Below are 26,403 nucleotides of genomic sequence, written 5' to 3' on the forward strand. Positions count from 1 at the left end.
CGGCGCCGGCGCCGGTGCCGCCGCCGCCCGCATGAGCCGCGTCCCCTCCGGCCACCCGGAAGGCTACCTCGAAGGCTTCGCCAACATCTATTCGGAAGCCGCCCGCGCAATTTTCGCGAAGCGCAAGGGCGAGACGGTCGATCCGGCCGTCACCTACCCGACCGTCGACGACGGCATGAAGGGCATGGTCTTCGTCGATGCCTGCGTGCAGTCCTCGAAGAAGAATGGCGCCTGGGTTAAGGTCTGATCCCTGGATGCATGCGAGGCGTTTCCTCTCCCCATCGAGGGAGAGGATACAAAATCGAGGAATTAGCCGAAGGCTAAACCTCAGATTTTGTCGGCGAGGGGGCGAGCATTGCCGCCCCTTATTCGCCGATATCCGGCTCGACGACCTTCGCCAGATTGCGCAGCGACTCCTGCCAGCCGAGATAGCAGGCCTCGGCGGGGATGAGGTCAGGCACGCCGGCCTGCGTGATATGAACCTCGGTGCCAACCGACACCTTGGTCAGCGTCACGGTCACCTCCATTTCGCCCGGCAGGCTCGGGTCCTCGAACGTGTCCGTATAACGCACCTTCTCGCCTGGAACGAGTTCCAGGAACGTGCCGCCGAAGGCGTGGCTGTTGCCGGTGGTGAAGTTGCGAAACGACATCCGGAACGCCCCGCCGACCTTCGGTTCCATATGATGGACGGTGCACAGGAACCCGTTCGGCGGAAGCCACTTGGCGAGCGCATCCGCCTCGATGAAGGCGCGGTAGACCTTGTCCGGGCTGGTGGCGAAAACGCGGTGCAGGCGAATGGTGCTGGGCATGGGTCTCTTCCTTCCCTGGATGATGCAGACCCGCAAAGGACGAGCCAGAGACCGCCGATCCGACACCAGAACCGGAAATTATCGTCGAATAGGCGGCAAGGCCAGCCGCACCGGCCGGAACGGGGCGATAATATCGCCGAGGTCTGCAAACGCCGGTCCCCGGTGGCGCAGGCGCTCCGGCGAAAATAGCGTACAGGCGGAGGACGGGGGCTCAGCCGCGCCGTGCCGCCTCGATCGCCGCGACGTCGATCTTCCGCATGGTCATCATCGCATCGAAGGCGCGCTTGGCTTCTCCGCCGCCGGCTTTCAGCGCGTCCATCAGCACGCGTGGTGTGATCTGCCAGGAGATGCCCCATTTGTCCTTGCACCAGCCGCATTCGCTTTCCGTGCCGCCATTGCCGATGATGGCGTTCCAGTAGCGGTCGGTCTCCTCCTGGTCTTCCGTCGAAATCTGAAAGGAGAAGGCCTCGTTGTGCTTGAACGTCGGGCCGCCGTTCAGGCCGACGCAGGCCACGTCCGCGACGGTGAATTCGACGACCAGCACGTCGCCCTGCCGGCCGTCCGGATAATCGCCGGGCGCGCGAATGATCGCACCCACCGCACTGTCTGGAAACGTCTCGGCGTAAAACCGCGCCGCCGCCTCGGCGTCCTTGTCATACCATACGCAGATCGTGTTCTTCGCCATCGCGTGTTCCTCCCGGGTCTCCGACGCTTATGTCGAGATAGGAGGGAGAGCGGCTTTCTCCAGGGCCGTGACCGCGAGATTGTGCCTGAAAGGTCAATATGTCCTCGGTTGGCCAGACCCGCAGGCGCGATGGTGTGGCGTCGCTGCCGCTGCATGCGCATGGGGACGTGCTCTGCCACGGGAGGGCGGATCGATTTCTGATCGCTTTGGCGTTGACATTCCGCCCCACGGCAGTACTGCAACGTTGCAGCAAGGAACCGCCAAACAGCCCGCATCCGAACGGGCGGGCGCCAGAAACCGGAAAACCGAGATGACCGACCCCAAGACACTCGCAGAGCGCTTCCCGGGCGATTTCCTGTTCGGCGTTGCCACCGCCGCCTTCCAGATCGAGGGCGCGTCGAAGGCGGATGGTCGCAAGCCCTCCATCTGGGATGCCTTTTCCAACATGCCCGGCCGGGTCTTCGGCCGCCACAATGGAGACGTTGCCTGCGATCACTACAACCGGCTGGACGACGACCTCGACCTCATCGCCGCGCTCGGCGTTTCGGCCTATCGCTTTTCCATCGCCTGGCCGCGCGTCATTCCCGAAGGGATCGGGCCGGTCAACGAAAAAGGCCTCGACTTTTACGACCGCCTCGTCGACGGGCTGAAGGCGCGCGGCATCCGGGCCTTCGCCACGCTCTACCACTGGGACCTGCCGCTTGCACTCGCCGGCGACGGCGGCTGGACGGCGAGGAGCACTGCCTACGCCTTCCAGCGCTACGCCAAGACGGCGATCGCCCGGCTCGGCGACCGGCTCGATGCGGTCGCCACCTTCAACGAGCCCTGGTGTTCGGTCTGGCTGAGCCATCTCTACGGCATTCATGCGCCGGGCGAGCGCAACATGGATGCAGCACTTCACGCGCTGCATGTCACCAATCTCGCCCATGGCCTCGGTGTTGCGGCAATCCGTGCGGAACGGCCCAGTCTGCCGGTCGGCCTCGTGCTGAACGCCCATCAGATCTATCCGGGTTCCGAGACCGCTGCGGATCGGGCGGCGGCAGACCGCGCCTTCGATTTCCACAACGGCGCCTTCTTCGGCCCGGCCTTCGGGGGTGCGTATCCGGAGAGCTTCATGCAGGCACTCGGCGACCGCATGCCGGCGATCGAACCGGGCGACATGGAGACGATTTCCCAGACGCTCGACTGGTGGGGGCTCAACTACTATACGCCGATGCGCGTCGCCGCCGATCCGGCGGAAGGCGCCGAATTCCCGGCGACCGTGCCGGCGCCACCGGTCGTCGACGTCAGGACCGACATCGGCTGGGAGGTCCACCCACCCGCGCTCGGCGATCTCATCCGCAGGCTGAATGCCGACTATACGCTGCCCGACTGCTACATCACCGAGAACGGTGCCTGTTACAATATGGATGTCGAGGGTGGCGCCGTCGATGACCAGCCGCGCCTCGACTACATCGCCGACCATCTCGATGTCACCGCCGATCTGATTGCCGAGGGCTACCCGATGCGCGGCTATTTCGCCTGGAGCCTGATGGACAATTTCGAATGGGCGGAGGGTTACAGGATGCGGTTCGGCATCGTGCATGTGGACTATGAGACCCAGGTCCGCACCGTGAAGAAGAGCGGCCACTGGTACCGGCAACTGGCCAGCCGGTTTCCAAAGGGAAATCATACGTACGACGCGGCTTGAGGTCCGGGCGGGGCGCGAATCGCGACCGGACAGCCGGGCAGGAGACTGCCGTTCCGTTGCATTTGCCGCCCCGATACGGGCTTCGCCCGCCGATCGCCGGCCGTCCGACTGGAAAAAATTGTAACGATAGGTTTCTTAGTGTTTCGGCTCCGCCGGCCGCGCCGTGGTCGGCCTGCTCCGGCGAGCGCGGACGAAGGCGGGCAGCGAGAAAACCATTCTCACGTATTCCCCTTTTCGAAACGGAAGTGCGGAAAATCGCCGAACTGCCGGCGCAGACGGAATGCTTTTGCGATCGAGGCTATGGATGACCGGAAACGGTCCGATTCGTCCCCCAGATTTTCGTCGATGAAAAGTTGTCTTCCCACCTTCCGCCGTTGCGCGGACTGTGGCGACGGCAGCCCTCGGTCGAGGATTGCCGCAAGTGGTGAAAGACGAGGATGTGTAGATGGTTTCAGCCATTTCGAGTTCATCCCTGTCATACGTTTCGAGCATCGGTTCCTCCTCCAGCACCTCCGGTTCGTCCAGTGCGGAGAAGGCTCAGCTCGAAGCCCAGATCGCGGCCAAGGAATCGGAGCTGGAAGATGCCCAGACCGATGAGGACCGCACCGAGATCGAGGAAGCGATCGCTGCTCTGAAGGCCGAGCTCGCCGCACTCGATACCGAGACGACGTCCGAGGCGCTCCTCGGCGACGAAGGCGAGCGGATGCTGTCCGGCGAAAGCGAATCCATCGGAACGAAGACGTTCGATGAGGAGACGCCGTTCGGCGATCGCACGATCTGGGTCTGACAGGCCCGGCGGCAGGTGCACGTTCCCGCGGATACTGCACCACCGTCCGCCAGAAGGGATGACACCGCCTCTGTATGGCGCCGGCTCGCTCCCAATGCCGCCGGTCGGGCATGATGCCCCGTCATCGGAGACGCCGGCGGGACCCGCAGCCCGCCGGCGTACTTTCCACGGCATCGTACGACGCGCTATGCTCTTACCGAAAGGGAGGGCAGCATGAGAGGCGGATGTCTTTGCGGCGCGGTTCGTTACGAAACGCATGCAGCGCCGCAGTATGCGGGGTTCTGCCACTGTCGTGATTGCCAGCGGGCAACCGGCACGGGCCATAGCTGCCATATGATCTTCGCGCGCGACGACGTCGCCTTTTCCGGCAGTGTCAGATCCTTCAGCGTCACCGGCGGCAGTGGTCTTCCGTCGCACCGCTGTTTTTGCGCTGCCTGCGGCAGCCAGATCTTCGGCTCCGGCCCGCCGGAGGATCCGCGCTGGACCGTCTATGCGGGCACGCTCGACGATCCGTCCGAATTCGCGCCCGGCGAGACAGTCATGGTGCGCAGCCGGCCGGCCTGGGACGTCGCGGATCACGGGCTGCCCTGCTTCGAGACCATGCCGCCGGAGGCGGGCGGTTGATGTCCTCCATGGGTGCCGTCCAAACGGCCGGTTCTTCGCTTTCGCTCGACCCCGTCGACGACGACCTTCTCGCCGGGCGCCACGGTCCTGCGGCCGCGTTCTGCATGCGCCTGCTGCTGCGATTTGCCGGGGCCGTCGGTGCGGAGCGCTTCATCGACATCGAGGCGGCGCATATCGACGGCTGCCTCTATCTCGGCGCGGTCAGCCTTGACTTCGTGGAACATCTGCTGTCGCTCGGCGGGCGGGTGCACGTTCCCTCGACCCTCAATGTCGGCTCGGTCGATCTCATCCATCCGGAACTCTTTCGTGGCAAGATGCCGTTCGCCGCTGCCGGAGCGCGGCTGATGCGGGCGCATGAGGAGCTCGGCTGCGTGCCGACCTTCACCTGCGCGCCGTATCAGACGATCTTCCGTCCGCGCTTCGGCGCGCAGATCGCCTGGGCGGAATCGAATGCCATCGTCTTTGCCAATTCCGTGCTCGGCGCGCGCACCAACCGCTACGGCGACTTCATCGACCTCTGTTGTGCCATGACGGGCCGTGCGCCGTTCTACGGCCTGCACGTCACGGAAAACCGCCGTGCGCGCGTTCTGGTCGAGGTCGAGAGCCTGCCGCCCGAATGGGACGAGGCCGGGCTGGCCTGCGTCGCGGTCGGCCACATCATCGGGCGGCGCTGCAGTGACCGGGTGCCGGCCATCGTCGGGCTGCCGATCCGCTCGGCCGAGGACGACCTCAAGGCGCTCGGCGCCGTCGCGGCTTCGTCGGGTGCCGTGGCACTCTTCCATGCCGTCGGCCTGACGCCCGAGGCTGCGTCGCGGGAAGCCGCCTTCCAGGGCGAGGCGCCGGACGAGACAATCCGCCTTTCGGCAGGCGACCTCCGCGATACGATCCGCGACCTTTCCACCGTCCCGGAGGGAACGCCGCTCTCCGCCGTCAGTCTCGGAACGCCGCATTTCTCACTCGCGGAATTCGAGCGGCTCATGCCGCTTCTCGACGGTTCCCGATTGGCCGTCGATCTCTACGTCAACACGGGCCGCAGTGTTCATGAGGATCTCCGGGCTCGGGGCTGGCTGGAACGGATCGAGGCGGCGGGCGTGACCGTGGTTGTCGATACCTGCACCTATGTCACGGCGGTCATCCGCGACCTGTCCGGTGCGGTCATGACCAATTCCGGCAAGTGGGCCTACTACGCGCCGGGCAATATCGGCGTTTCCGTCGCCTTCGGCTCGCTTGCCGAATGCGTCGCCTCGGCGCGGGCGGGCAGGGTGGTGCGGCTTTGAGCCCGAGGGTTTATTCGGCCATGGTGCTCGTACCCGGCTCGGCGTCCGGGGCGGTCTTGACGCTCGACGAGCCGTTGAGCTTCTGGGGCGGGCTCGATAGCGCCACCGGGTCGATCATCGATCGCTGGCACCCCCAGTACAGCGCATCGGTTCGCGGGTGCATCCTTCTGATGCCGGCCGGCCGTGGCTCCAGCTCCGGCAGTTCGGTGCTCGCCGAGGCGATCCGGCTTGGAACCGGGCCAGCGGGCATCGTGCTTCTCGTTGGCGATCCGATCGTTGCCGTCGGCGCCATGATCGCGGCGGAACTCTACGGCACGGCCTGCCCCGTCCTCGTTGCTGAACGTGACGACTGGTCAGCGCTCGTCGGCGAAAGCGGGCTGGTTCTCACAACGCCGGAAGGTGTCGGCGAAATCCGGGGCAAGGGTTGAGCCTGGCGGCCAGCTCAGCTGCAAGGTTTTGCTGCGCTGCAGAATCCGCTATGATCGACGCTCTTCGAACGAGGTGCGCCATGGCCCGTTTCCGCATGCCGCTGTCCGGCGATGTCGTCCAGTCGATCAACCCTTGGACCTGGATCTTCAGTCCGAGCAATTCGCAGATCAGCCTCTTCCACATCGACCTCGGGCCCTCGGGCGATCCGGACGTCGAAGCGGAGGTGCTGTCCGATGTCGCGAGCTACGGCCGGCAGATCGGCCGCATGCAGGACGTGCTTCTCGTCCTCGTCGACCGGCTGGAGAAGGCCGGCGGGCTGTCGGAGAGGGAGGAGGTCGCCATCGGCGATTTCAAGGCGCTGACCCGCGAGATCGACGGCATCAAGCGGCGGCACGAGCGCAAGCCGGCCGCAGCCTGATTCCGCATTCAGCTGCCGAGATGGCGCTGGCCGCGTTTGCGGGCCAGCGCCATCTGCTTCTGGCGTTCGCGGAAACGGTGCCGGTCCTCCTCGCTTCGCGATCCGTGGCAGTGCGGGCAGGAAACGCCGGCCTCGAACTGCGGCGACGTCATGTCCTCGGCGGTCAGCGGCTGGCGGCAGGCGCGACAGAGTTCGTGCTCGCCCTCGGCGAGTCCGTGCGTGACGGAGACGCGCTCGTCGAAGACGAAGCAGGCGCCTTCCCATAGGCTTTCTTCCGGCGGCACTTCCTCGAGATATTTCAGGATGCCGCCCTTGAGATGATAGACCGCGTCGAAACCTTCCGCCTTCATGAAGGCGGTCGCCTTCTCGCATCGGATGCCGCCCGTGCAGTACATGGCGATCTTCGGCTTGTTGTGCAGACCGGTATTCTGCCGCACCCAGTCCGGGAACTCGCGAAAGGTCTTCGTCTTCGGGTCGACCGCGCCCTTGAAGAGGCCGATCGCGGTTTCGTAGTCGTTGCGGGTATCGATGACGATCGTGTCGGGATCGGAGATCAGCGCGTTCCAGTCCTTTGCCGCCACATAGGTGCCGACGATCCGGTTGGGGTCGATGTCCTCGACGCCCATGGTGACGATCTCCTTCTTGAGCCGCACCTTGAGGCGCAGGAAAGGCATGTCCTGCGACCAGCTTTCCTTGTGCTCGAGCGTGGAAAATTCCGGCTGGGCGCGCAGATGGGCAAGCACGGCGCGGATGCCGGCGGCGGGGCCGGCGATCGTGCCGTTGATGCCCTCGTGGGCGAGCAGGAGCGTTCCCTTGACCCCGCTCTGTTCGCAGAGTTCCGCGAGCGGCTCGCGCAGGTCGCGGAACCGGGGAACGGCTGCAAAGTGGTAGAGGGCGGCGACGAGGTAGCCGTCCCGTTCCGTCGCGGGGCTTTGGGCAGAGGTGTCGGTCATGGCCGCCACATACATCCTCGCGCGGTTTCAGGCAATCGCCGGCCCTGCGACGCTTCGTCAGGCCTTGGCCGCAAGGCGCCACAGCGCCGCCACGCGGCGCGCATCCCCGGCCGGGTCGTCACGGAAGATGTCCGCGGCGAGCTTGAGCACGTCGCCGCGGATGCGGTCACCCTCCGCGATCATGACCGATAGCAGATGGGAAAGATCCTCGGACGGGCCCAGTGCGTCGGGATGATGGTCGGCGAAGGTGCCGAGCAGCGCGATATCCTGGTTGAGGCCGAGCAGGTCGACCAGGCGCTTTGCCTCGACCTGGCTGCTGCGAAGCGCGGCCGGCCAGAGATCGACGAGGAAGCCGCAATGCATCCAGCGGTCCTGCGTGCGCTTGCGCAAGGTGTGGAAATTCTCGGCGTCGCCCGTTGCGCGTGCGTCGGCGAAGGCGCGCTGCGCCTTGCGCGCCGTGCGCTCCCAGCCCTTGGCGACGATCTCCGCCGCGGCGCCCCCGTCCGGCCGGAACATCTTCACCGCGTCACGTGCGTCCCGACAGCCGTCGATCGCGGCGCCGATCATCTCCGCAAGCGGCGTACCGTTTCCCTCTTGGTCGCGCCGGGCGATCAGCCGTTCGCAGATGCGGATCAACGCCATGTGCTCTTCCGCCGTGCCGGCCGCAACGGCGAGATGGCGGGTGATTTCGATCCGAGACGTGGTATCGCGCAGACCGGCCAGGGCGCGGGCGATGCCGCCGATGCGTTCGTTTTCCGCCTCCTGGAAGGCCTTGTCGGCCTCGGCGACAAGGCGATAGAGGCCGCGCAGGCGTTTGAACTGCTTGCGCGCCGCGTGCACCGCTTCATGCGGTCCGTCCGGCTGCTGTTCGAGGGAGGCGATGGCCCTGTCGAGGTAGCCGGCAGCAAGCCTGCGCACTTCCTTGCCGAAGGCTTTGTCAGGCCTGATGGTGAAGCGCATTTACCGCCCCGGTGGCGAGCTCCCCGAGTGCCATGGCCTGGTTCGAATAACGGGCGTCGCCCGTTACTTCGCGACCCACCCAGTCGGGAATTTCGGGGCGATCCCTGGTGCTCGCGAGTTCCACTTCGGCGATGACCAGCCCGTTGTAATCGCCGCCATAGACGTCGACTTCCCAGATGTGCTCCCCGACATGGACCTTGTAACGCACCTTCTCGATAACCTTGCCGACGGCATGGCTCATCATGTCCTCGGCCTCGGTCCGGTCAATGTCGAACTCGTATTCGTCGCGCACCAGGGCGGATTGTCCGACCTTCAGCGTCAGCCGGGCCTGCCCGTCCGCAAAGGTGCGCACCCGCAGCGAGCGGTCATCGAGGGCGGTCAGGTAGGCCTGTCGGATGGCGACGCCTCCATCGGCCTGGAGGCGCCAACGGTTGCTGGACACGAGGAACTTGCGTTCGATTTCCTTAGCCATGACATCCGCTTTCGCGTTGGCGTCCCAGAACGGCGACAGACTACACAATACCGTCGCCAAGGCAAGTTAAGGTTCCTTCACGGGCCGATCGTTGCGCTGGATCAAGCCTTCGGTCTCGACACCGCGGGCGAGAACGGCTATTGCGGAACCAGAATTTTCAATCGTTTTAAAGGAGCCGGCCATGGCGACGAAAACCGACGCGCTTCTCTCGGTCCTGAAACTGCAGCCGGTGGTTCCGGTGCTGATCGTCGACGATGCCAGGAGCGCCGTTCCGCTGGCGCGCGCGCTCGTCGCCGGCGGCCTCAAGGCGATCGAGATCACGCTGCGCACGCCGGCCGCGCTGGAGGCGATCCGTGCCGTGGCGGAGGAGGTCGAGGGCGCGGTAGCGGGGGCGGGAACGATCCTCAACCCGGCGCAGTTCGACGAGGCCGTGAAGGCCGGCTCGCAATTCATCGTCAGCCCGGGCACCACGCCGGCGCTGCTGTCTGCCGCCAGGGCGTCGAGCGTGCCGCTCTTGCCGGGGGCGGCGACGGCGAGCGAGGTGATGACGTTGCGCGAGGAAGGTTTCGAGGTGCTGAAATTCTTCCCGGCGGAGCAGGCAGGCGGTGCAGCCTATCTCAAGTCGCTGTCCTCGCCGCTCGCCGGTACCCTGTTCTGCCCGACGGGCGGCATCTCGCTCAAGAATGCCATGGATTATCTGTCCTTGCCGAACGTCGTCTGCGTCGGCGGCTCCTGGGTGGCGCCGAAGGAACTCGTCGCCAAGGGCGACTGGGACGGCATCACCAGGCTCGCGGCGGAAGCGTCGCAGCTCGGTAAGTAGCCCGGAGGTCGAGGGGCCGCAACGTGCGGGCGGCCGGCGGCCGCCCGTTATGCGTTTGTAATTCGGATCGGGCATTCCTATCTTGCCATTCGGCTCAAGCAAGGGAGAACCGCCGATGTTCGATGCGAAAAAGTTGCTGGACCAGTTCCTCGGTTCGCAGGTGCCGGGCGCGGGCGGCAGCGTGCGTGACAGGGCGGGGCAGGTCACCCAGCTCGCCAAGGACAATCCGCTCGCCACCATCGCCATCGCCGGCGTGCTGCTGGGCACCGGCACCGGTCGCCAACTCACCGGATCGGCGCTGAAGCTCGGCAGCCTCGCGGCAATTGCCGGCCTTGGATATCAGGCCTACAAGAACTACAAGGCGGGCCAGAACCCGGAGACCACGCAGACCGAGCCCGAACTGCCGCCGCCGCCGGCCGACTCCGGTTTCGAGCCGGCAGCCGTCAGCGCCGATTTCGCGCTCGTGCTCGTCCGGGCGATGATCGCGGCGTCGCGCGCCGACGGTCATATCGACGACGCGGAGCGGGCGCGCATTATCGACAAGCTGACTGTCTCGGGGCTCGCCTCGGACGCCACCGCCTTCCTCGAGCAGGAGCTCGCCGGTCCGATCGATCTCGACGGCATCGTCGGGGCGGCGAAGACCGAGGAACAGAAGGTCGAGCTCTACACCGCCTCGCGCCTCGCGATCGAGCCGGAGACCCGGGCCGAGCGCGGCTATCTCGACCTGCTCGCCGGTCGCCTCGGCCTGGCCGATGCGCTCGTCGACCATATCGAGGCGACGGTTTCGTCCGCCAAGGTCGCCGTACAGGCCTGATCGGTCCATCACCACTTTGCATTTGTACGTGCCCGCCGGCTGATCTATGCAGACGGCGGGCCGTCGTTTGCGGACGGTCCCGCCGCCACAGATCGACGAGGAGGGGACATGCGTGATCTCAGCACCTGGAAGGGCTGCCCGCCGCCGGCGCCGGTTGCGCTGGAAGGCCGCTTTGTCCGCATCGAGCCCTATCAGCGCGAGGCGCATCTGACGGCCCTGTGGGAGGCCTTCGGCGGCATGGGCATCAACCCGCTGCTCAAATATTTCGCGCAGGACGATTTTGCCGGCCTCGAGGGCTTCGACGCCTGGTCGGAGGCCGTGATCAAGTCGGGCTGGGTCCGCGAGGTGATCGTCGACAAGGCGACCGGCAGGCCGGCCGGCATGGCGCATTACATGCGGCCCGACCCGGCGAACGGCGTCGTGGAGATCGGCGGTATCGCGCATGGCACCGGGATGGCACGCTCCCCGCTGTCCACCGAGGCGCAGTATCTGCTCGCCAGGCACGTTTTCAAGGATCTCGGCTACCGCCGCTACGAATGGAAATGCGACAACCTCAACGAAGCCAGCAAGCGCACGGCGCTGCGCCTCGGCTTTTCCTTCGAAGGCGTGTTCCGGCAGCACATGCTGTCGAAGCGGAAGAACCGCGACACAGCCTGGTTCTCGATCATCGACGGCGAATGGCCGGTGCTCGCCGCCGCCTTCGAGGCCTGGCTTGATCCCACGAATTTCGATGCGGACGGCAAGCAGAAGCGCCGGCTCGAGGATCTGAGGGCGGAAGCTGGAAAGGCGGCCGCGCAATGAGCGACGGCGCTCCCGGAAAGGGTCCTTCGCCGGCGATTGCCGCTGCCGTGATCCTCGTCGGAACGGGCCTTGCCTTCTTCTTCCTGCCGAGGCTGATGATCGCGCTCGGCGACGTCTCGCCGTGGCTCGCGGCCGTGGTCGGCGCGGGCTTCGTACTCGCCTTTTTCCTGCTCTTCTGGCTGAGGGCCCGCTACCAGCGGCGGCACGAGGACTAAGGTCCGCACTCCAGGTTCAGGCGCTGAGTGCCGCGCCGAGAAGGATGAGACCGAGCACCATGACGAGCAGGGCGCCGACGATTTCGATCGCACTGCCGATACGCAGGGCCGTCGATCCGTCGCGGGCGAAGCGCACGGCGGCGCTCTTGGCGCTGACGGCAAGCGTTGCCAGGACGGAAACCGTGATCGCGGTGCCGATCGACATGGCGAAGACCGACAGGACGCCGCCGAGATAGAGCCCGTTCAGCAGCGCGAAGGTCATCACGATCAGCGCGCCCGAGCAGGGCCGGAGCCCCACCGCGACGATGGCCGACCAGGCTTCGCGGAGCCGGAAGCGCTCGCCGCGCAGCAGGCTCGGATCGGGCGCATGGGCGTGGCCGCAGGTGGCACAGACGTCGCCCGGACCTTGATGACGGTGGTCGTGCGCGCCGACCTCGACGGCGGCGAAGCTGGCCTGCGCGCCGAGCGCCGAGGCGCGCGGCTGGCGGCTCCAGAGCTTGCGGTAGAGAAGCCAGGCGCCGAAGAGGGCGATCAGCGCATAGCTTGCCACTTCGAGCGCATGGGTCGCGTCGGTCATCGATATGGTCGTGCCGCGCAGCACCAGATAGGCCGCGCCGACGAGCATCACCGCAACGGCGCCCTGCAGCAGCGAGGAGAGGAAGGAAAGCGCGACACCGCGCTTCAGCTCCACCTCGTTCGCAAGCATGTAGGAGGAGATGACGGCCTTGCCGTGGCCCGGGCCGGCCGCATGGAAGACGCCGTAGGCGAAGGACAGTCCGACAAGGGTCGAGGCCGCCCACGGATCCGCGCGCATCGCTTTCAGCGCGCCGGTCAGGAGCCGGTAGAAGGCCTGCTGCTCGGCGTTGATCCAGGCGAGGACACCCCCGAACAGTCCCGTCGTCTGAAACGACGGCTCCGCCGTGCCGATGCCAAGCGGCGACTGGGCATGCGCGAGACCGGCGCCGGCGACGAGAAGGACGACGGCGGCAAGGACCAGGTTGCCGGCCGGTCGACGCATCAGCACGTCACCTCCAGCCGCGTCGCGAAGAGCTTCGACATGTCGGTGCCGGTGGGGTCGTTGAAGAAGGCGTCGGTCAGGCTGGCCTGGTTCTCGGCGAGCACCTCATCCGCGTTCGGCCGCACGACGGTGTGTTTGCACACCGCGAATTCGTCGCCGACGACGGTCATGTCCTCGTCATTGGCGAAGTCCATCGAGGCATACATGGTCGGGTCGTAGACGCCGAAGGTCAGCTTGCCCTTGAGCGGCATCGTCGAGCCCGGCTTGACCGAGAAGAACATGAGAAGCTGGCCGTCCTGGAAGTCGACGTTGATCTTGTCCGGCTTGCCGACCTTCACGTCTTTGCCGTCCTCGGTGATCGTGGTGTAATAATTGAACTCCTCGAGAGACTCGAGCACGGTCTGCCCGACGTCGGCGAGTTCGTCAGGGTCGAGCTTGAGATTCGAATTCTTGTCGAAGTCGAGGATGACGCTGGATGAGAACATCTCGTCGAAGCGCCAGACGTTCCTCAGTTCGCTGACGGTTCCGTCCGCGCCCGCCACGACTTCGAGCCGTGCTTCGGCAAAGATATGCGGATGGGCCGAGGCGGCCGCGGGTGCCAACAGAGCGATACTCCCGAGGAGCAGGTGCAGAGGTTTCATGGACTGATCTCGTCCTGTCATTGGGTACGCATGTGATGCGCATCTACTGGCCCGAGAATGCGCCTGAATTGGGACAAGGGCAAGGGACAGAACGCCGCGCCTTAGTCGCCGTTCGTCACGTTCTTGCGGAACCAGTTGTGCAGGAAGTCCACGAATGTCCGTACCTTTGCCGGCAGGTAGCGGCGGTGCGGATAGATCGCGTAGATCCCTCGGTCGGCCGGCAGATAATCCTCGAACAACGATACCAGCCGGCCGCTCTTGATGCGCGACCGGGCGATGAATTCCGGCACCACCGCGATGCCCAGGCCGCTTTCGGCGGCGCGCACCGCGCCGATCGGACTGTTGACTTCGAAATGGCCGCTGACGGGCACGCTGAAACTCGCTCCCTTCTCGTCGACGAAGCGCCAGTTGTTGTGCGATTTGCCGTTGGTGTCGATGATGCAGGGCATGCGCGCGAGGTCGCTCGGGTGGCCGATCGGCCCGGTACGGGCCAGAAAGTCCTCGGAGGCGCAGATCGTCAGGTGGAAATCGCCGAGCTTGCGGGCGATCAGCGCCGAGTCTTCCAGTCGCGTGATCCGGATGGCGACGTCGAAACCTTCCTCGACGAGATCGACGAAGCGGTCGTCGGAGACGATCTCAAGCGACAGTTCCGGATGCTCGCGGCCGAAATCGATGACGGACTGACCGATCTCCGCGTCGACGAAGGTGCGTGGCGCGGAGATCTTGAGGCGTCCCTTCAGGTCGGTGTTCTTCTCGCGGACGAGGTCTGCGAGATTGTCGATCTCCTTCAGAATTTCCGAGGCGGTGCGGTAGTAGGTGTGGCCGACCTCGGTTAGCGAGAACTGCCGAGTCGTGCGGTTCAGCAGCAGGGCGCCGAGCTCGTCCTCCAGTTCGCGCACATATTTCGACAGAAGCGCCTTGGAGCGGCCCATCTTGCGCGAGGCGGCGGAGAAGCCTTCCGCATCGACCACGTCGATGAAGGCTCTGATGCGGGTCAGGGTATCCATGGGCTCCCTTGAGCGTCCTTCGGTGCGGACGGTCGTGTTAACCGTGCCTTTTTACCGCGTTTGGCGAATGTCGCCGGTTCGAAGCCTTTTTCAATAGTTTTTTCCAAAAACCGCTTGATTGCGACGGCGATTCTTCTTATTTCCTCCCTTGCCCAAAGTCGCACGTGCCTGTGGGTGTCCGCCGAACCCTCGAATTGGTGAGGAAATCGGTAAGGTACCTGGAACTAACCGCTCCAGTCGCTATCCCGGCCAACCGGGAAATGCGAGGACACCTTGAAGCAACGACGGTGCGGGCCTTTCTGGTCTCGGCCGGCTTTCCATCAGCCGGGGTTACTGAAGAGGCACACCTTCATTGCCGGAAGTGCGGTCGGGACATCCCACCAATCCATGGCAGACAAAGCCGGATGAAAGCCTAGGCGGGCTTTGATCCACCATTCGCGCATCATGCGCATGCTTGGATCCGGGGTCTCCACCGGCTGGTTCCAGAGCGTGTTCGCATATGCCCTTTGTCCTCCGGTTTTCCGGAGCTTTTGGATATGGGGAATACCGAGATGACCACTGCACGCATTATCGACTTTCTGAACACCCGACGTCCCGAGGGCCCGTGCCTCGTGGTCGACCTTGATGTCGTGCGCGACAATTTCAAGGCTTTCCGGCACGCCCTGCCGGACAGCTCGATCTACTATGCCGTCAAGGCCAACCCGGCGCCGGAAATCCTGCGCCTGCTCGCCAGCATGGGGTCCAACTTCGATTGCGCGTCCGTTGCCGAAATCGAGATGGCGCTCGACGCGGGCGCGACCTCTGCCCGCATCTCGTTCGGCAACACGATCAAGAAGGAGCGCGACATCGCCCGCGCCCACGCGCTCGGCGTCAACCTCTTCGCCGTCGACAGCCATGAGGAAGTCGAGAAGATTTCCCGTGCCGCTCCCGGTGCGCGCGTGTTCTGCCGCGTCCTGACGGACGGCGAAGGCGCCGAGTGGCCGCTCAGCCGCAAGTTCGGCTGCGTGCCGCAGATGGCCGTCGACGTGCTCGTCTACGCGCATCAGCTCGGGCTCGCCTCCTACGGTGTGTCGTTCCATGTCGGTTCGCAGATGACGAAGGTCGATGCCTGGGATTCGGCGCTCGCCGATGCCAAGCGCGTTTTCGTGCAGCTCGCAAAACAGGGCATCGAACTCAAGATGGTCAACATGGGCGGCGGGTTCCCGACCAAGTACCTGCGCGACGTGCCGTCTGCCGAAGCCTATGGCAAGGCGATCTTCGGCGCGCTGCGCAAGCACTTCGGCAACCAGATCCCGGAAACGATCATCGAGCCGGGCCGCGGCATGGTCGGCAATGCGGGTGTGATCAAGGCGGAAGTCGTCCTCGTCTCGAAGAAGTCGGACAACGACAACCACCGCTGGGTCTTCCTTGACATCGGCAAGTTCGGCGGTCTGGCCGAGACGATGGACGAGGCAATCCGCTATCCGATCCGCACGGCCCGCGATGCCGACCAGATGGAGCCCTGCGTGCTCGCCGGCCCGACCTGCGATTCGGCCGACGTGCTCTACGAGAAGAACATGTACCCGCTGCCGATCACGCTTTCGATCGGGGACGAGGTTCTGATCGAAGGCACGGGCGCCTATACGACGACCTATTCGGCCGTCGCCTTCAACGGCTTCGAGCCGCTCAAGGCCTACGTCATCTGATGCTTCGGTGCTCCCGGACAATGCGGGAGCGCCACCTTCACAATTCGTTCTGGATACCGTCTGAATCGGTTTTGAGTTCGGGAGGCCCAAAGATGGCCACTGTTCTTGATTCTGTCCGCGCGTTCTTCGCGCAGTCTGCCTTCACCCTCGACCGGGAAAACGCCGGTGACGTCGTGGCGCGTGAACGCCTGCTCGACCGCGCCATGGGCGAGGGCCGGTTCCGCAAGTCGTCCGAGAAGCTTCGTCGCGGCCGCGTGCCGGCGGACGGGCTCGCGCTCGTCGCCCGCGATCCGTCCGGCCATGTCATCGGTACCGTGCGGCTCTGGAACGTCGAAGCCGGCGTCGACGTGTCGGGCAATGCAATTGCGGCGCTGCTGCTCGGCCCGCTCGCGGTCGATCCCGCTTATGAGGGCAAGGGCATCGGCGGCGCGCTGATGCGCGCGGCGATCACCGAGGCGCGCAATCTCGGCCACGGCGCGGTCCTTCTCGTCGGCGATCCGGAATATTACGAGCGTTTCGGCTTCTTCGCCGAAAGAACGCAGCATCTCGTCATGCCCGGTCCGTTCGAGCGTCGGCGCTTCCTGGCGCTGGAGCTGAAGGGTGGCTGGCTGGACGGCGCCGCCGGCATGCTGGTGGCGAGCGGCCGCAGGCTCCAGTCCGCGGAATTCCGCAAGGCCGCCTGACCCGGCCTGCCGGGGCCCGGCGACCTCGAGTCGCCGGTGCCGCGTTGTGTCTGGGCGGGCGGCGTGAAAGACTGATGTGTCGGTCGCCGCTCAAGGTGTTCTCTTGGAATCGCTGTCCTTCGCTGCTCTGCCGCTCACAACGCTTCTTTCCTTTGCCCTCACGTCCCTTCTCATCGAGCTGACGCCGGGACCTAACATGGCCTACCTTGCCGTCGTGGCGGCGGGGGAAGGCCGCAAGCCGGGTCTTGCGACCGTCGCTGGCGTCGCCCTCGGCCTCGCATTGCTGGGGTTGGCGGCGGCGGTGGGGCTGGCGGAGCTGATCAGCCAATCGCGTCCGGTCTACGAGGTGCTGCGCTGGGCAGGCGTGCTCTTCCTGCTCTACCTCGCCTTCGACGCCTGGCGCGACGCGGCACTCGACGATGCGCCGCGCGACCGGTCCAGCCTCTCCTATTTCCGCCGCGGCCTCGTCACCAATCTGCTCAACCCGAAGGCGGCCCTGTTTTTCATCACCGTGCTTCCGGCCTTCGTCGATCCCGCCGGACCGCTTCTGACCCAGAACGTCGCACTCGTTGCGGTCTATGTGGCGGTCGCGACTGCGGTCCACGCCGCCATCGTCGTCCTCGCGGCTGCCTTCGAGCCGATTCTGACCGACCCGGAGCGCGAGCGGCGGGTCCGGCGGGTTCTCTCCCTGTTGCTCGCCGCCGTCGCCCTGTGGTTCGCCTGGTCGACCCGGATGTGAGTGCGGCGCGACCGGCCGGCATGGCCGGAATTGACGTTTGTGATTGTTTCTGTTGCGAAATTACCGCGCTGGCCGCCTCTCGCCATTGCCGCTTTTCCGGTCCCGTCAGCCGATTGATTCAGCTCAAGGGAAGCGCTCTCGTCCCGGCATCATAGTCGCCCGTCAAGACGAATCGCGTGGATCAAGGAGAGACGACATGAAGAGCGAAGCAACGGGACGGGCAGCCTGCGTGGCACTTGCCGCCGGTCTCATGCTTGTAGCCGGCCAGGCATCGGCCGCCGACCTCGAAGAGCGCATGGCCGCGCCCGAGGCGGGCACGGAACTGGCAGCCCGGAGCCCGTGACAGGTTCGTTTGCGCGGCCTCGGCGTCATCACACAGGATTCCGGGCATGTGAACGGTATCGCGGGGTCGGATCTCTCCTATTCGGATACGGTCGTACCGGAGCTCGACATCACCTATTTCTTCACCGACAACATCGCAGCGGAGCTGATCCTCGGCACCACCTACGCCAATATCGATGCGGACGGCTCGATCGAGGGACTGGGACAGGTCGGCAAGACCTGGCTGCTGCCGCCCACGCTCACTCTGCAGTATCATTTCACCGATCTCGGCGTCTTCAAGCCCTATATCGGGGCAGGCGTGAACTACACGCTCTTCTACGAGCAATCCGGTTCCGGCGCGTTTTCCGATCTGGACGTCGAGAACAAGGTCGGTGCGGCGTTGCAGATCGGGTTCGACTACATGGTCGACGAACACTGGGGCTTCAATGTCGATGTGAAGAAGCTGTTCCTCGAGCCCGACTGGAAGGTGAATCTCGACGGGGCGCCACTTTCGGGAAAGGCGAAGCTCAATCCGTGGCTGATCGGGGCCGGCGTGACCTATCGCTTCTAGCCCCCGCTCTTCCCACGACAGGGTCGTGACGGAATGCACTCGACCGTCGCTGCCGGCTTCGCGCGTCGTGCGCCGCGGCACGGCGGGAGAGAGCAGAGCGGGGTTGCGGCGAGGCCCGGCTCCGCTCAACTTCCCGTGAGAACCGTAGCGTGCCCACTTTGGGGCAAGGGCGGGTGCTACGGTTCGGCATGCTTCGTTTCGCCCTTTCCCTTCTGCTGGCTGTTTTCGCCCTGTCGATCATCGCGTCCGGCCTCCGGACGGCGGGCGCGGCGGAGCCGTCTCCGCAGGAGACAGACTTCTCCGCCATTCTGCAGTCGGCCGGATCGGATGAGAATCTCGCGCGCCTAAGGGCGATCGTCGTCGCCCGCAACGGCAGCATCGTCGCAGAGCGCGGGTATCGCGGCCATGCGGCCGCGGACAGCGCGAACATCAAGTCGGCCTCGAAGTCGATCATCTCGGCGCTCGTCGGGATCGCGATCGACAAGGGGCTGCTCGAAGGGGTCGATCAGCCGATTGCGCCGATCCTGCACGCGGAGCTGCCGGACGATCCGGATCCGCGTCTGGAAAGGGTGACGATCGGTCATCTTCTCTCGATGCAGGCCGGTCTCGAACGGACGTCGGGCGGCAATTACGGCCGGTGGGTGGCGAGCAGAAACTGGGTGCGTGCCGCACTCGCCATGCCCTTCGTGGATGAACCGGGCGGGGCCATGCTCTATTCGACGGGATCGACGCATCTGCTTTCGGCGATCCTCACGAAGGTCGGCGGCAAGTCGACGCTCGCGCTGGCCCGGGACTGGCTTGGTCCGCTCGAGGATTTCCGCATCGGCGCATGGGACCGCGACCCGCAGGGCATCTATCTCGGCGGCAACCAGATGGCGATGAGTGCCCGCTCGCTGCTTGCCTTCGGCGAGCTCTACCGCCGGGGCGGCCGCACGCCCGACGGCACGCAACTCGTTTCGGAGGAGTGGGTGCGGCAGTCCTGGCAGGTGCGCACCAACTCGCGCTTTTCGAACGACGGCTACGGCTATGGCTGGTTCGAGCGCATGATCGGCGGCAAGACGGTGCATTTCGCCTGGGGCTTCGGCGGGCAGATGCTCTACATCGTTCCGGAGCTCGGCCTGACGGTGGCGATGACGTCGGACGAAAGCGGGCCGTCGGCGCGCAACGGCTATCGCGACGACCTGCATGGGGTGCTCGCGAAGATCATCGGAACGGTTGAGAGTTGACGACCGTCAGCCGGTGGCGCGGCGGTAGAAGGCAAGCGACCCGGCAAGCGCCAGCATCGCGCCACCGCAGATCCGATCCAGCCAAACGGCTCCGCTGGTCCGCAGAACGCGGACGGCCTGAGAGCCGAGCGTCGCATAGCCGAGCATGACCAGGAAATCGATCGTGGCGAAGACAAGCGCGAGGAGGGCGAACTGCTCGACCTGCGGCGCGGCGGGATCGATGAACTGCGGCAGGAAGGCCGAGAAGAAAAGGTAGCCCTTGGGGTTCGTCACGGCGACCAGGAAGCTCTTGGCGAAGATCGCGCCTGCCGTCCGGCCGCCGGCAGGGGTTTCGTCCAGCGCGCGCCCGATCGAGCCGGTTGAACGCAGCATCTGCAGGCCAAGGAAGGCGAGGTAGGCGGCGCCCAGCCACTTGACGACGGTGAACCAGAACTCCGAGGCGGCAAGCAGCGCGCCGAGGCCGAGCGCCACGGCGCCGATCAGCACGAAATCGGAGAGCACCGCGCCGGCCAGGCCGGGCATCGCGCGGCGGATGCCGTAGCGCGACCCGTTTGCGAGCGCGAGCAGGACCGTCGGTCCGGGTGTGGCGATGCCGATGAAGGCGACGACGGCGAAAGCGGACAGGGTGACAAGGCTCATCGCGGCTCCTCCCGTCCCATTGCTCCCACGCTTTCGGCGCGGACGCAAGCGCCGTTGTGGCGCCGGATTTGACAAGCGGAGAGCGGGCGGCTAGGGAGGGATCACGGGTGAGAGCCCCGGCCGTCCGCGAGCGCAAGCTTTGGTGAAGTCTCTCTTTAGCACCCCTCGGTCCCGAATTTTCGGCATGCGACGGTGGCAACGCGGACCCCTCCGATACGGCGCATGCGAAATTTTGGAGACCGGAGACATGCGTCTTTCGATACCGCTTCCCTCCCTCGATGCCCTCAAGGATCAGGCGAAGCGCCTGCGCGTCCGCTTTGCGGCCGGAGGCGAAACGATAACCCATGGACGAGCGCTCGAGCTCTTCGCCGCGCAATACGGCTATCGCGACTGGAACACGCTTCATGCTGCGGTCGGCAACCGTCCGCCCTTCGATCCGTGGCGGCTCGGATCACGGGTGCGCGGCCACTATCTCGGCCAGCCCTTCGACGCGGAGGTCCGCGGGGTCCAGATGCTGAGCGGCGAGCGCTACCGGCTGACGCTGCATTTCGACATGCCGGTCGATGTGGTGACCTTCGAGAGCTTCTCGGCTTTCCGTCGGCGCGTTTCCTGCACGGTTGCCAGCGACGGGCGTACCGCAGAGCGTACCTCCGACGGACGGCCGCATCTTGAGCTCGAATGGTAGTGCCGGTCGCGGTCAGAAACACGAGAACGGCCGGGCGCGATCTCGCTTCCCCCAAATCCGGGGCCGGGCATCGTCCCGGTCCCACCGCGGATGCGGCATTGCGCGGCATGACGAAGCCGCGGGCAGCCCGCGGCAGTCGGGCAGATGCAGCCCCGACGCCGTCGATCAGAGAATGTTCTGGTTCATCTCGGCGGCCGGTCGCTCCGAAGCGGCATGGATGCGCACGACCGTCGCCGGCACACCCGCCACCGTTGTATGGGCGGGCACCGGCCGCAGCACGACACTGCCGGCCGCGACCTTGCTGAAGGCGCCGATCTCGATATTGCCGAGGATTTTCGCGCCGGCGCCGATCATTACCCCGCGGCGGATTTTCGGATGGCGGTCGCCGGTCTGCTTGCCCGTGCCGCCGAGCGTCACGTTCTGCAGGATCGACACGTCGTCCTCGATGACCGTCGTCTCGCCGATGACGATGCCCGAACCGTGGTCGAGCATCACGCCACGACCGATCCGCGCGCCGGGGTGGATGTCGAGCCCGAAGACGAGCGCCGCCTGGCTCGCGAGCCAGCGGGCTGCCTCCGTCCGTCCGGACTGCCAGAGGCGATGGGCGAATCGATAGGTCTGGAGTGCCTGGAAGCCCTTGAGATTGCTCAGAACGTGAGCGGCGCCGGGGCAGGCCGGGTCGCGCTCGACGACCGCCGCAAGATCCGCTTCGGTTGCCGCGAGCATATCGCCGTCCAGGGTCTCGGAGAGCAGGGCTGCAATCACTTCGCGCTCCGCGGCCGAAACGGCGAGCCGCGCCGCCAGGACCCGCACGAGCATGACCGCCCCCGACGGCACGTCGATGAGCGGGGAAAGGAGCGTTCGCAGGGCCGGCTCGCGCGCGGCAAGCGCCGACGCCTCGTCGCGGATCTTTTGCCAGACCGCGCCTTCGGTTTCGACGCCGCGTTGCCGGGGAGCCGGCTCGGTGTTCTTCGGCCTGCAAACCATGCCGTTCCTCCTATCCGGCAATATCCACCACGCCACAGTCACCCGCCTCCGTGGCGAATGCAAGCAGCTTGCCGCTCCGGCTCCAGTCCATCGCGGTGACCGCACCCTTTCCGGGGCGGCGCAGCAGCACCTCGCGGCTGTCGGTGAAGCGGGCAGCCAGCACCATTCCGTCGGAATAGCCGATCGCCACGACGTCCTCCACCGGATGGCAGGCGACACTTGTGACCATGACGTCGGCGCGTGTGCCGAGTTCGAGCGGCGCCTTGCCCATCGGGCCGTCCTTCGCCTGGAAGGGCCAGACGATCGCCGCCGGGGCGCCGGAGGACGCAAGCCATTTGCCCTTTGCCGACCAGGACATCGACTTCACCTTGGCGGGATAGCCGGTCATGCGCATGTGCCGTGTCTCGGCGCCGGGTTTCGTGTCCAGCTTCCAGCCGTGAAGGGCGTTCTCCTGCATGCTGGTGACGACGAACCGGCCGTCGGGCGAGAAGGTGACGCCGGTATGGGCGCCCTTCCATTCGAGATCGACCGGCTGGCCGGCCATGCCGACCCAATGCAGCGAGACGCCGTTATAGCGTGCGACCGCGATGCGCAGGCCTCTCGGCGCGAAGGCGATGCCCTCGACCGTCCGGCTTTCCGGGAACTCCCTGACCGTGCCGTCGGCGAGCCGCACGCGCGCAGTGCGACCCTCGGCGAAAGCGACGGCGCTCTGCGGTCCGGGCGCAACGATCGAAATCCATTTGCGCGGCACCTCGGCAAGCAGCGTGACGGAGCCATCCGCCGCAATGCGCTGGACCTTGCCGTCCTCGCCGCCCGTCAGGAGCGTGCCGGTTGCGTCGTCGCGCACGCAGGCAAGCAGCCCGTCGTGGATCGTGGCGGTCTTCCGGCCGTGGTCGAGCCGGTGGACTTCGCCCGATGCGCCAGCGAAGAAGGGCACGTCGCCAAGGAAGGCGGCCGCGACGACGTGGCCGTCCAGATCAAGGGGAGCGACTGTCGGCATCAGTTCGGCTTCGCCTCGCAGGCCCTGAAGGTTCGCTCGATCTTCTCCCGGTCGAGGTCGCGGCCGATGAAGACGAGCCGGCTTTCGCGCTTCTCGCCGTCCTTCCAGGCGCGCTGGTGATCGCCCTCGACGATCATGTGCACGCCCTGCACCACGTAACGCTCCTCGTCGCCGGCAAAGGCGATGATGCCCTTGAGCCGCAGGATGTTCGGTCCGTCCGTCTGGGTGATCTTCTGGATCCACGGGAAGAAGCGGTCCGGGTTCATCTCGCCACCACGCAGCGAGATCGACTGCACTGTCACGTCGTGGATCGGCGACGGGCCGTGATCGTGGTGGTGATGGTCGTGGTGGTCATGCCCGTGATCATGATGATGCTCATGATCGTGATCGTGGTGGTGGTGATCGTGGTCGCAATCGGGGCCGCAGGCGTGGTCCGGATGATCGTGATCGAGGAAATGGGGGTCGTTTTCGAGTGCACGCTCCAGGTTGAACGCACCCTGGTCGAGCACCTTGGCGAGATCGATCTCGGAGCGCGTGGTGCGGTGGATGCGGGCGGACGGGTTGATGACGCGCACCGTCGCCTCGACCCTTGCCAGTTCCTCGGGCGTCACGAGATCGGTCTTGTTGAGCAGCACGACGTCGGCGAAGGCGATCTGGTCCTCGGCCTCCCGCGAATCCTTGAGGCGCAGCGGCAGGTGCTTGGCATCGACGAGAGCGACGACGGCGTCGAGTTCGGTCTTCGAACGAACGTCGTCGTCCATGAAGAAAGTCTGGGCGACCGGGACCGGATCGGCAAGGCCGGTGGTTTCGACGATGATCGCGTCGAAGCGGCCGGGACGGCGCATCAGACCCTCCACGACGCGGATCAGGTCGCCGCGCACGGTGCAGCAGATGCAGCCGTTGTTCATCTCGTAGATTTCCTCGTCGGATTCCACGATCAGGTCGTTGTCGATGCCGATCTCGCCGAACTCGTTGACGATGACCGCGTATTTCCGGCCGTGGTTCTCGGTGAGGATGCGGTTGAGGAGCGTCGTCTTCCCGGCACCGAGGTAGCCGGTGAGGACTGTGACGGGAATGGGCTTCTGGGCGGCGGTGTCGGTCATGGGAGCCTCGAGCGGACAAGATGGGGATGGCCTGCGGCATCCGGGTCGGGCTCTGATATAGGAGATCGGAAGAGGCAGCGCAAATGGCGCGAACGCAAGTTTGTCTTCCCGGCACCGCTCTTGCGGGGAAGGCAGCAGCGGTGTGTCAGGCCAGATCGTCGATATCGAAGCGGTGGACGTCTTCGAGGAGACGCAGGAACTCCCGCGTCGCATGGGCGAGCAGGCGCTCGCCCTTTTCCGCGGTGGCCGCAGCAGCGTTGCCGGCGACGCCTTCCCGGTTGAGGTCGCTCATCTTCCAGCCGAAGGCATGCGGCCCATAGGCGCGCAAATGCCGGTAAGTCTCGGCAAACGCCTGCTGGCGCGACCCGAAGGCCTTCGCCTTCGTCATGTCGACCCTTTCCGGGTTGAGCGCCAGCATGACGGAGGTCTCGATGTCGCCGCCGTGGATGTCGATTGCCTTCTCCTCCGGCGAGATCCAGCCGTCGGGCTGGCCGAAGCGCGTCCAGCTCGTCGCGACGGCCAGCATGTCGAAGCGGATGCGCGCTTCGGTCGCGACGATCGACATCAGCGGCGAATTGCCGCCATGGGCGTTCAGCATCACGAACTTGCGGATGCCGATTGCGGCAAGCCGTTCCGCGATGCCGATCCACCGTTCGATCGCCGCGCCATAGGTGAGGGATCGCGTGCCCGGAACGTCGAGATGTTCCGGCGAATAACCGACCGTCTCCACCGGCAGGAAGGTCACCGGCAGGTCGTCGGCGAGCATCGGGATCAGACGGTCGACCAGTCCGGCGGCAATCAAGCTGTCGGTTTCAAGTGGCAGGTGCGGGCCGTGGCCCTCATGCGCGCCGAGCGGCAGGACGGCGATGCAGTTTTTCCAGGTGCGTTTGTCGAGCGCATCGATTTCTTCAAGGGCGAGCCGTCGTGGCGGCAGCGGCATTGAGGTCGTCTCCTGGTCTTGCGGCGGAAGGGGCTGCTCTGTCATACAATGCGTCGGGTGCGATGCAAGAGATGCGCGGCGGGCGATGCCCTGAGCGCAGCGGGAGAGAGATGGGAAAGAAGCACAAGGACGACAAGAAGGCGAAGGCGGGCAAGAAGAAGCCCCACGACGACGGTCGTGCGTCGGGTCTGGGTGTCGCGATCGTGCAGGCCGCGCGGTCCATGCGTACGGTGCTGTCGCGCAATCTCCTGGAAAGCGGCCTTTATGCGGGCCAGGACGGCGTTCTGCTGGCGCTCGGCGAAAATGGCGGCATGACGGCCGGCGCACTTGCGGCGCATCTCGGCGTGAAGGCACCGACAATGACGCGCACAATCGGCCGGCTGGAGGCGCAGGGCTTCGTCGAGAAGAGGCCGGACAGCGACGACGGCCGCCTGACGGTCGTGCATCTGACGCCGGCCGGCCGGGCATCCCTGCGTGCCATCGTCGAAGCGTCGCGAATCAGCGAGGAGCAGGCGCTCGAAGGCCTGAGCGACAAGGAGACGCGCACGCTGCTGAAGCTGCTGCGTGCCGTGGACGACAATCTGAGGTCGCCGAACGCAAAGCCGGTGGAGGACGAGGAGGGTTCGGTTGCGGAGGAGATTTAAACAGTTTAAATAAATCGTTTAAGACGGTCTTGGATTTTTCGGGCCTGGCCGGGAGGGGATGTGGCACAAAAGATCAAGCTCTCGACGATCGCGGAAACGCTGGGTGTTTCCACGGCCACGGTGTCGCTTGCCCTGCGCGACAGCCCGCTTGTCGCCGCTCTCACGCGCGACAGGATCAAGGAGCAGGCGCGGGCGCTCGGCTACATCTACAACCGTCGGGCCGCGAGTTTGCGCACCTCGCGCTCGGGCATCATCGGCGTCGTCGTTCACGACATTATGAACCCGTTCTACGCGGAAATCCTGAAGGCGATCGAAGGCGAGCTCGACCGCAACCGGCAGACCTTCATCCTGTCCAACCACTACGATTCGGTGGAGAAGCAGCGCACATTCGTCGAGACGCTGCTGCAGCTCGGCGGCGACGGCGTCATCATGTCGCCGGCGATCGGCACGCCGGCCTCCGACATCCGGCTCGCCGAGGACAACGGCATGCCGGCGATCCTGATCGCCCGGTCGATCGACGGGCTCGACGTTCCGATCTTCCGCGGCGACGACACCTACGGCATCTCGCTTGCGACCAACCATCTGATCGGCCTCGGCCATCGCGTCATCGCCATGGTCGGCGGCACCGACCAGACTTCGACGGGGCGTGACCGGTACCAGGGCTACGTCGATGCGCTGCGCAAGGCGAACATCGCGGTCGATCCGGGCCTGCGCATTCCCGGCCCGCGCTCGAAACAGGGTGGCTTCGAGGCTGCCGTCC

Annotated in this window: 30 protein-coding genes and 2 pseudogenes; 19 read left to right on the forward strand and 13 right to left on the reverse strand. The window is 65.6% G+C overall.

Features of this window, described 5'->3' with window-relative positions:
- Positions 1-247, forward strand: a pseudogene (locus tag LXM94_RS19885) (gfo/Idh/MocA family oxidoreductase); the annotation flags it as partial.
- Positions 248-365: 118 nt separating this feature from the next.
- Here the strand turns inward: LXM94_RS19885 and LXM94_RS19890 are convergent.
- Entirely contained in the window at positions 366-809 is a 444-nt protein-coding gene (locus LXM94_RS19890) for an SRPBCC family protein (RefSeq protein ID WP_235773204.1), read from the reverse strand.
- A gap of 211 nt (positions 810-1,020) precedes the next feature.
- Positions 1,021-1,494 (reverse strand): VOC family protein, encoded by a 474-nt coding sequence (locus LXM94_RS19895; protein WP_235773205.1) that lies wholly within the window; start codon positions 1,492-1,494, stop codon positions 1,021-1,023.
- A gap of 310 nt (positions 1,495-1,804) precedes the next feature.
- Between LXM94_RS19895 and LXM94_RS19900 the strand changes: the two genes are divergently transcribed.
- From LXM94_RS19900 to LXM94_RS19925, 6 genes are all read left to right on the forward strand, one after another.
- Positions 1,805-3,184, forward strand: coding sequence for a GH1 family beta-glucosidase (locus LXM94_RS19900; RefSeq protein WP_235773206.1), 1,380 nt, complete (start codon positions 1,805-1,807; stop codon positions 3,182-3,184).
- Positions 3,185-3,629: 445 nt separating this feature from the next.
- Positions 3,630-3,971 (forward strand): hypothetical protein, encoded by a 342-nt coding sequence (locus LXM94_RS19905; protein WP_235773207.1) that lies wholly within the window; start codon positions 3,630-3,632, stop codon positions 3,969-3,971.
- A 213-nt stretch (positions 3,972-4,184) separates the two neighbouring features.
- Complete coding sequence (locus LXM94_RS19910; RefSeq protein ID WP_268965191.1) at positions 4,185-4,595, forward strand: GFA family protein; 411 nt, start codon at positions 4,185-4,187, stop codon at positions 4,593-4,595.
- A gap of 8 nt (positions 4,596-4,603) precedes the next feature.
- Entirely contained in the window at positions 4,604-5,872 is a 1,269-nt protein-coding gene (locus LXM94_RS19915; RefSeq protein WP_235773209.1) for an aconitase X, read from the forward strand.
- A gap of 20 nt (positions 5,873-5,892) precedes the next feature.
- Positions 5,893-6,300, forward strand: coding sequence for an aconitase X swivel domain-containing protein (locus LXM94_RS19920; RefSeq protein WP_235773210.1), 408 nt, complete (start codon positions 5,893-5,895; stop codon positions 6,298-6,300).
- Positions 6,301-6,380: 80 nt separating this feature from the next.
- On the forward strand, positions 6,381-6,719 hold the full coding sequence (locus tag LXM94_RS19925; RefSeq protein WP_235773211.1) for a hypothetical protein: 339 nt from the start codon (positions 6,381-6,383) through the stop codon (positions 6,717-6,719).
- Between the two features lie 8 nt (positions 6,720-6,727).
- Here the strand turns inward: LXM94_RS19925 and trhO are convergent, their stop codons facing one another.
- The 3 genes from trhO to LXM94_RS19940 are packed head-to-tail and all read right to left on the reverse strand — an operon-like array spanning position 6,728 to position 9,104.
- Complete coding sequence (gene trhO, locus LXM94_RS19930) at positions 6,728-7,672, reverse strand: oxygen-dependent tRNA uridine(34) hydroxylase TrhO (RefSeq protein ID WP_235773212.1); 945 nt, start codon at positions 7,670-7,672, stop codon at positions 6,728-6,730.
- Positions 7,673-7,729: 57 nt separating this feature from the next.
- A complete protein-coding gene (locus LXM94_RS19935; RefSeq protein ID WP_235773213.1) occupies positions 7,730-8,632 on the reverse strand; it encodes a CHAD domain-containing protein in 903 nt (300 codons plus the stop codon).
- Positions 8,610-9,104 (reverse strand): CYTH domain-containing protein, encoded by a 495-nt coding sequence (locus LXM94_RS19940; RefSeq protein ID WP_235773233.1) that lies wholly within the window; start codon positions 9,102-9,104, stop codon positions 8,610-8,612. The genes LXM94_RS19935 and LXM94_RS19940 overlap by 23 nt, the downstream gene beginning before the upstream one ends.
- A 181-nt stretch (positions 9,105-9,285) precedes the next feature.
- Between LXM94_RS19940 and LXM94_RS19945 the strand changes: the two genes are divergently transcribed.
- The 4 genes from LXM94_RS19945 (at position 9,286) to LXM94_RS19960 (ending at position 11,754) form a co-directional block, all read left to right on the forward strand.
- A complete protein-coding gene (locus LXM94_RS19945) occupies positions 9,286-9,924 on the forward strand; it encodes a 2-dehydro-3-deoxy-phosphogluconate aldolase (protein WP_235773214.1) in 639 nt (212 codons plus the stop codon).
- A 115-nt stretch (positions 9,925-10,039) separates the two neighbouring features.
- Positions 10,040-10,738: a tellurite resistance TerB family protein gene (locus LXM94_RS19950; RefSeq protein WP_235773215.1), complete on the forward strand. Its 699-nt coding sequence runs from the start codon at positions 10,040-10,042 to the stop codon at positions 10,736-10,738.
- 108 nt (positions 10,739-10,846) lie between these two features.
- Entirely contained in the window at positions 10,847-11,539 is a 693-nt protein-coding gene (locus LXM94_RS19955; RefSeq protein WP_235773216.1) for a GNAT family N-acetyltransferase, read from the forward strand.
- Positions 11,536-11,754, forward strand: a complete 219-nt coding sequence (locus LXM94_RS19960; protein WP_235773217.1) for a hypothetical protein — start codon at positions 11,536-11,538, stop codon at positions 11,752-11,754. The genes LXM94_RS19955 and LXM94_RS19960 overlap by 4 nt, the downstream gene beginning before the upstream one ends.
- A gap of 16 nt (positions 11,755-11,770) precedes the next feature.
- Here LXM94_RS19960 and LXM94_RS19965 read toward each other — a convergent pair whose 3' ends face one another.
- The 3 genes from LXM94_RS19965 to LXM94_RS19975 form a co-directional block, all read right to left on the reverse strand.
- The gene (locus LXM94_RS19965; RefSeq protein WP_235773218.1) at positions 11,771-12,778 is read right to left on the reverse strand and encodes a nickel/cobalt transporter; all 1,008 of its coding nucleotides are present in this window, start codon (positions 12,776-12,778) and stop codon (positions 11,771-11,773) included.
- Complete coding sequence (locus LXM94_RS19970) at positions 12,772-13,413, reverse strand: DUF1007 family protein (protein ID WP_235773219.1); 642 nt, start codon at positions 13,411-13,413, stop codon at positions 12,772-12,774. Before LXM94_RS19970 ends, LXM94_RS19965 begins: the two co-directional genes overlap by 7 nt.
- Before the next feature lie 101 nt (positions 13,414-13,514).
- On the reverse strand, positions 13,515-14,420 hold the full coding sequence (locus LXM94_RS19975) for a LysR family transcriptional regulator (RefSeq protein ID WP_235773220.1): 906 nt from the start codon (positions 14,418-14,420) through the stop codon (positions 13,515-13,517).
- A 551-nt stretch (positions 14,421-14,971) separates the two neighbouring features.
- Here LXM94_RS19975 and odc2 point away from each other — a divergent pair.
- From odc2 to LXM94_RS20000, 5 genes and pseudogenes are all read left to right on the forward strand, one after another.
- Positions 14,972-16,105, forward strand: a complete 1,134-nt coding sequence (odc2, locus tag LXM94_RS19980; protein WP_235773221.1) for an ornithine/lysine decarboxylase — start codon at positions 14,972-14,974, stop codon at positions 16,103-16,105.
- A 92-nt stretch (positions 16,106-16,197) separates the two neighbouring features.
- A complete protein-coding gene (locus LXM94_RS19985; protein ID WP_235773222.1) occupies positions 16,198-16,788 on the forward strand; it encodes a GNAT family N-acetyltransferase in 591 nt (196 codons plus the stop codon).
- A gap of 76 nt (positions 16,789-16,864) precedes the next feature.
- Entirely contained in the window at positions 16,865-17,527 is a 663-nt protein-coding gene (locus LXM94_RS19990) for a LysE family translocator (protein WP_329605633.1), read from the forward strand.
- Between the two features lie 196 nt (positions 17,528-17,723).
- Positions 17,724-18,419: pseudogene (locus LXM94_RS19995) on the forward strand (OmpW/AlkL family protein).
- Between the two features lie 188 nt (positions 18,420-18,607).
- On the forward strand, positions 18,608-19,645 hold the full coding sequence (locus LXM94_RS20000) for a serine hydrolase domain-containing protein (protein ID WP_235773224.1): 1,038 nt from the start codon (positions 18,608-18,610) through the stop codon (positions 19,643-19,645).
- A gap of 6 nt (positions 19,646-19,651) precedes the next feature.
- On the opposite strand, the gene LXM94_RS20005 is transcribed toward LXM94_RS20000, so the two are convergent.
- A complete protein-coding gene (locus tag LXM94_RS20005) occupies positions 19,652-20,284 on the reverse strand; it encodes a LysE family translocator (RefSeq protein ID WP_235773225.1) in 633 nt (210 codons plus the stop codon).
- Between the two features lie 247 nt (positions 20,285-20,531).
- Between LXM94_RS20005 and LXM94_RS20010 the strand changes: the two genes are divergently transcribed.
- Positions 20,532-20,969: a glyoxalase superfamily protein gene (locus tag LXM94_RS20010; protein ID WP_235773226.1), complete on the forward strand. Its 438-nt coding sequence runs from the start codon at positions 20,532-20,534 to the stop codon at positions 20,967-20,969.
- 165 nt (positions 20,970-21,134) lie between these two features.
- Here LXM94_RS20010 and cysE read toward each other — a convergent pair whose 3' ends face one another.
- The 4 genes from cysE to LXM94_RS20030 form a co-directional block, all read right to left on the reverse strand.
- A complete protein-coding gene (cysE, locus tag LXM94_RS20015; RefSeq protein WP_235773227.1) occupies positions 21,135-21,956 on the reverse strand; it encodes a serine O-acetyltransferase in 822 nt (273 codons plus the stop codon).
- Between the two features lie 10 nt (positions 21,957-21,966).
- Positions 21,967-22,956 carry a WD40 repeat domain-containing protein gene (locus LXM94_RS20020; RefSeq protein ID WP_235773228.1) on the reverse strand — a complete coding sequence of 330 codons (990 nt, stop codon included), beginning with the start codon at positions 22,954-22,956 and terminating at the stop codon, positions 21,967-21,969.
- The gene (locus LXM94_RS20025; protein WP_235773229.1) at positions 22,956-24,059 is read right to left on the reverse strand and encodes a CobW family GTP-binding protein; all 1,104 of its coding nucleotides are present in this window, start codon (positions 24,057-24,059) and stop codon (positions 22,956-22,958) included. The genes LXM94_RS20020 and LXM94_RS20025 overlap by 1 nt, the downstream gene beginning before the upstream one ends.
- A gap of 145 nt (positions 24,060-24,204) precedes the next feature.
- On the reverse strand, positions 24,205-24,999 hold the full coding sequence (locus LXM94_RS20030) for a creatininase family protein (RefSeq protein ID WP_235773230.1): 795 nt from the start codon (positions 24,997-24,999) through the stop codon (positions 24,205-24,207).
- Positions 25,000-25,109: 110 nt separating this feature from the next.
- Here LXM94_RS20030 and LXM94_RS20035 point away from each other — a divergent pair, with 110 nt between their 5' ends.
- Complete coding sequence (locus LXM94_RS20035; protein ID WP_235773231.1) at positions 25,110-25,643, forward strand: MarR family winged helix-turn-helix transcriptional regulator; 534 nt, start codon at positions 25,110-25,112, stop codon at positions 25,641-25,643.
- Positions 25,644-25,703: 60 nt separating this feature from the next.
- Positions 25,704-26,403: LacI family DNA-binding transcriptional regulator (locus LXM94_RS20040; RefSeq protein WP_235773232.1), on the forward strand; the 700-nt coding region annotated here is incomplete at its 3' end.

The sequence above is a fragment of the Rhizobium alarense genome (assembly GCF_021555155.1).
GTDB lineage: Bacteria > Pseudomonadota > Alphaproteobacteria > Rhizobiales > Rhizobiaceae > Rhizobium_D > Rhizobium_D alarense.